Raw genomic sequence first — 4,561 nt, 5'->3', positions numbered from 1 at the left:
CTCCAGCACGGCGTGGCAGAGCACCAGGTCGACGCTGCCCGGCTCGACCAGCCCAGCGAGCGCGTCGCCGTCACCCTGCACGGCGTACACCCGGTCGGCGACCCCGGCCTCGGCGGCCCGGCGGGTCAGCGCGGCGAGCGCGTCGGGGCTGGCGTCGACCACCGTGACCCGGTGCCCGGCCCCGGCGAGCGGGACGGCGAAGCCGCCGGTGCCGCCGCCGACGTCGAGCACGGTCAGCGCGGTGTCACCGCGACGGTCCAGCTCGGCGCGGAGCACCGACCAGATCACGGCGGTACGGGGGGTCAGCGGCGGCCCGGCGAGCCGGCCTGGGGTCTGGTCCACCCGGTCGAGCCTAGTCACCCGGTCCAGCCCCGCCCGGGACCCGCCCGCGCGGGCGGTCAGGACTCGCCGGTGGCGCCGTCATCCTCGGCCCGCGACCGCAGGGCGTTGGCCACCGGACCGTCGGTGACCTCGTACTCCCGCGATTCGGTGTGGTGCGTCGGAGTCCAGCCGGCGCCGAGCCGGGTCCGCCCGGAGTTGGCCACCCCGCCGCTGTACGCGTGATTCCCCGTCACTGGTTCATCTCCCTCGTGCCGCGCGGGCCACTCTGCCCGCGCGGGCAGGAGTCTCCCGCGCTCCGGGACGGAAAACCGTAACGTGGATCACTCTGGTCAGCGAAAATCGCGGGAGGCGGGGCTGACCGGCGGCTCGATCGCGTCCAGCCGGTCGGCCGTGAGGTTGATCACTCCCTCGTTCCGTTGCAGCAGGCCCCGGACCACCAGCGCGGCGCTGGTGCGGGCCACCCGGCGGTAGCGCTGCCACAGCCCCGGCGAGCAGGTGACGTTGAGCATGCCCGTCTCGTCCTCCAGGTTGAGGAAGGTGACCCCGCCGGCGGTCGCCGGCCGCTGCCGGTGGGTGACGATCCCACCGACCCGGATCCGTTGGCCCGGCTCCACCCGGCCGAGCCGGGCGATCGGCACCGCGCCGAGGGCGTCGAGCTGCGGGCGGATGAAGCGGGCCGGGTGGCTCTCCGGCGACAACCCGGTCGCCCACACGTCGGCGACGAGCCGGTCCACCGCCTCCATCCCGGGCAGGGTGGGCGCGGTCGCGCCGGTGACCGTGCCGGGCAGCCGGCCGGGCCGGTCCTGGGCCGCCGCGCCGGCGGCCCAGAGCGCCTGCCGCCGGCTCAGCCCGAAGCAGGCGAAGGCGTCCGCGGTGGCCAGCGCCTCCAGCTGCGCGGCGGTGAGACCCACGCGCCGGGCCAGGTCCGGCATGTCGCGGTACGGCCCGTGCGCCGTCCGTTCGGTCTCGATCCGCTCGGCCACGCCCTCGCCGAGGGTACGCACCCCGGACAGCCCGAGCCGGACGGCCGGCCCGCCGAGCCCCCAGGCGTGCGGCGGCTCCCCCGGCCCGCTGCCCCACCGGGTGTCCGGGGTGGACTCCAGCACCGCCTTGGCGCCGCTGGCGTTGATGTCCGGCCGGCGTACCTCGACGCCGTGCCGGCGGGCGTCGTCGACCAGGGTCTGCGGGGAGTAGAACCCCATCGGCTGGGCGTTGAGCAGCGCGGCCAGGAACGGTCCCGGGTGGTAGCGCTTGAGCCAGGAACTGGCGTAGACCAGGTAGGCGAAGCTCATCGCGTGGCTCTCCGGGAAGCCGTAGCTGGCGAACGCGGTGAGCTTGCGGTAGACGTCGTCGGCCAGCTCGCCGGTGATGCCCCGCTCGGCCATCCCCGCGTAGAGCCGGTCGGCGATCTGCGCCATCCGCTCCACCGAGCGCTTGGACCCCATGGCCCGGCGCAGCTGGTCGGCCCCGGCGGCGTCGAAGCCGGCCAGGTCGATGGCGAGCTGCATCAGCTGCTCCTGGAACAGCGGCACCCCGAGGGTCTTCTCCAGCGCGTTGCGCATCAGCGGATGCGCGAACGTCACCGGCTCCTGGCCGTTCTTGCGTCGGATGTACGGGTGCACCGAGCCGCCCTGGATCGGGCCGGGTCGGATCAGCGCCACCTCGACCACCAGGTCGTAGAACTCGCGGGGCTTGAGCCGGGGCAGGGTGGCCATCTGGGCGCGGCTCTCCACCTGGAACACCCCGACCGAGTCGGCCCGGCAGAGCATGTCGTAGACCTCGGGGTCATCCAGGGTCATGTCGCCGAGGTCGAGGGTCGTCCCGATCATGTCGTAGCCGTAGTGCAGCGCGGAGAGCATGCCCAGGCCGAGCAGGTCGAACTTGACCAGGCCGACGGCGGCGCAGTCGTCCTTGTCCCACTGGAGCACGCTGCGGCCGGGCATCCGGCCCCACTCCACCGGGCAGACCTCGATCACCGGCCGGTCGCAGATCACCATGCCGCCGGAGTGGATGCCCAGGTGCCGGGGAAAGGTCTGCAACTCGTTGGCGTACGCGACGACCTGCTCGGGGATGTCCTCGGTGTCGACCGTGGCCACCGAGCCCCAGCGGTCGATCTGCTTGCTCCAGGCGTCCTGCTGACCGGGCGAGAACCCGAACGCCTTGGCCACGTCCCGCACCGCCGAGCGGGGCCGGTACGAGATGACGTTGGCGACCTGGGCGGTGTGCTCCCGGCCGTACCGGGTGTAGACGTGCTGGATCACCTCCTCCCGGCGGTCGGACTCGATGTCCACGTCGATGTCCGGCGGGCCGTCCCGCTCCGGGGCGAGGAAGCGCTCGAAGAGCAGCCGGTGCCGGACCGCGTCGACGTTGGTGATCCGCAGCGCGTAGCAGACCGCCGAGTTCGCCGCCGAGCCTCGGCCCTGGCAGTAGATGTCCTGCTCACGGCAGAACGAGACGATGTCGTAGACCACCAGGAAGTAGCCGGGGAAGCCCAGCTCCTCGATCATGTTCAGCTCGTGGTCCAGCTGCGCGTACGCCGCCGGATGGGCCTGGCGGGGGCCGTAGCGCTCCCGCGCGCCCTCGAAGGTCAGGTGGCGCAGCCAGCTCATCTCGGTGTGCCCCGGCGGCACCGGGTACGCCGGCAGCTGCGGCGCGACGAGCTGGAGGTCGAAGGCGAGTTCCGCGCCGAACTCGGCGGCCCGGGCCACCGCCCCCGGGTACGCCGCGAACCGGGCCGCCATCTCCGCGCCGCTGCGCAGGTGGGCGGTGGCCGCCGCCGGCAGCCAGCCGTCGATCTCGTCCAGGCTGCGCCGGGCACGGACCGCGGCGAGGGTGGTGGCCAGCCGACGCCGGGCCGGGGTGGCGTAGTGCACGTTGTTGGTGGCCACCGTGGGCAGCCCGGCGGCGGCGGCCAGCTCGGCGAGGGCGTCGTTGCGGTCGGCGTCGACCGGGTGCCCGTGGTCGGTGAGCTCCACCGCCACCGTCTCCGCGCCGAAGAGCGCGGTCAGCCGGTCCAGCTCGCGGGCCGCCGCGTCGACCCCCTCGGTGAGCAGCGCCGCCGGCACGTGCCCCTTGCGGCAGCCGGTCAGCACCAGCACGTGGTCGCGCAGCTCGGCGGCCACCTCCTCCAGCTCCCCGTAGACCGGGCGGCCCTTCTCTCCGCCACGCAGCTGGGCGCGGGCGATCGTCGAGGCCAGCCGGGCGTACCCCTCGTGGCCGTGGGCGAGCACGAGCAGGTGCGTGCCGTGCGGGTCGGGCTCACCGTTCTGCGGGCCGGGCAGCCCGAGGGAGAGCTCGGCGCCGAAGATCGTCGGCAGGTGCAGGGCGCGGGCCGCCTCGGCGAAGCGCACCACCCCGTAGAAGCCGTCGTGGTCGGTGACGGCGAGCGCGGTGAGCCCCAGCCGGGCCGCCTCCTCGGCCAGCTCCTCGGGGTGGCTGGCGCCGTCGAGGAAGCTGAAGTTGGTGTGCGCGTGCAGCTCGGCGTACGGCACCACGCCGTCGGGGCGGGGCAGCTCGGGCGGCTGATAGTGCTCCCGCTTCCGGCTCCAGGCCGGGGCGTCCCCGCCGTCGGCGTCCACCGCGAGGGGGTCCACCACGTGCAGGTGCCGCTCGTCGCGGGACCGGCTGCCCCCGGATCCGCCTCCGGCCCAGCCGCCTCCAGCCCGGCCGTCGCCGGAGCGGCCGTCGCCGGAGCGGCCGTCGCCAGCCCGGCCGTCGCCGGAGCCGCGGCCGGAGAGCACGCGCTCCAGCTCGGACCAGGGCAGCTTCGGGTTGTGGAAGCTCATCCGCCCACCCCGCGACCGGCACCCGTGGAGATCTTGGAGAGTTCGGGCCCCTTCAGGGGCCGGAATGCTCCAAGATCCGCCAGCGGGACGTCGTCGCCGACCGCGACGAGTGCCGGGGGGACCGGGGTGGTGGCGCCCGCGCAGTGACGCTCAGTCATAGATCGCCTCCACCAGCCACCGCCCGGCCTCGACTGCGAGCAGCAGCGCGGCGCCGTCGGCGAGGCTGACCTGGAACCGGGCCCGACGACGGGCTTCGGCCGGCGCCCACCAGCGCTCGTCGACCGGCCACGGGCCGGCCCAGCCGACGATCTCGACCGGCCGGGCGGTGCCGACGGTCAGCCGGGCTGGCGCGGCGCTCAGCTGCAGCCGCGCGCTGACCACGACCGGCTCGCCGGTGGCGTCGTGCACGGTCGCGCCGAGCGGGTCGGGCAGCA

At 74.8% G+C, this 4,561-nt stretch carries 4 protein-coding genes and 1 pseudogene; all 5 read right to left on the bottom strand.

The features are described 5' to 3' along the window. A partial coding sequence (locus NCC78_RS27875) for a class I SAM-dependent methyltransferase (protein WP_250798223.1) occupies positions 1 to 360 on the bottom strand: 360 nt, incomplete at its 3' end. Positions 361 to 398: 38 nt separating this feature from the next. Next, entirely contained in the window at positions 399 to 575 is a 177-nt protein-coding gene (locus tag NCC78_RS27870) for a hypothetical protein (RefSeq protein WP_250798222.1), read from the bottom strand. A gap of 96 nt (positions 576 to 671) precedes the next feature. Beyond that, positions 672 to 4,127, bottom strand: coding sequence for an error-prone DNA polymerase (locus tag NCC78_RS27865; RefSeq protein WP_250798220.1), 3,456 nt, complete (start codon positions 4,125 to 4,127; stop codon positions 672 to 674). Continuing rightward, complete coding sequence (locus NCC78_RS27860) at positions 4,124 to 4,285, bottom strand: hypothetical protein (protein WP_250798219.1); 162 nt, start codon at positions 4,283 to 4,285, stop codon at positions 4,124 to 4,126. The genes NCC78_RS27865 and NCC78_RS27860 overlap by 4 nt, the downstream gene beginning before the upstream one ends. Beyond that, positions 4,278 to 4,561: pseudogene (locus NCC78_RS27855) on the bottom strand (DNA polymerase Y family protein); the annotation flags it as partial. The gene NCC78_RS27860 and the pseudogene NCC78_RS27855, both read right to left, overlap by 8 nt.

Origin of the sequence: Micromonospora phytophila (genome assembly GCF_023656545.1) — a bacterium.
Lineage (GTDB): Bacteria > Actinomycetota > Actinomycetes > Mycobacteriales > Micromonosporaceae > Micromonospora > Micromonospora phytophila.
Note: the sequence above shows the minus strand (reverse complement) of the source record. Positions and strands in the feature narration are given on the sequence as shown.

Excerpts from the sequence above, each read along its gene's own strand:
- NCC78_RS27860 (WP_250798219.1), bottom strand. The coding sequence starts at position 4,285 with ATGACTGAGCGTCACTGCGCGGGCGCCACCACCCCGGTCCCCCCGGCA.
- NCC78_RS27865 (WP_250798220.1), bottom strand. The coding sequence starts at position 4,127 with ATGAGCTTCCACAACCCGAAGCTGCCCTGGTCCGAGCTGGAGCGCGTG.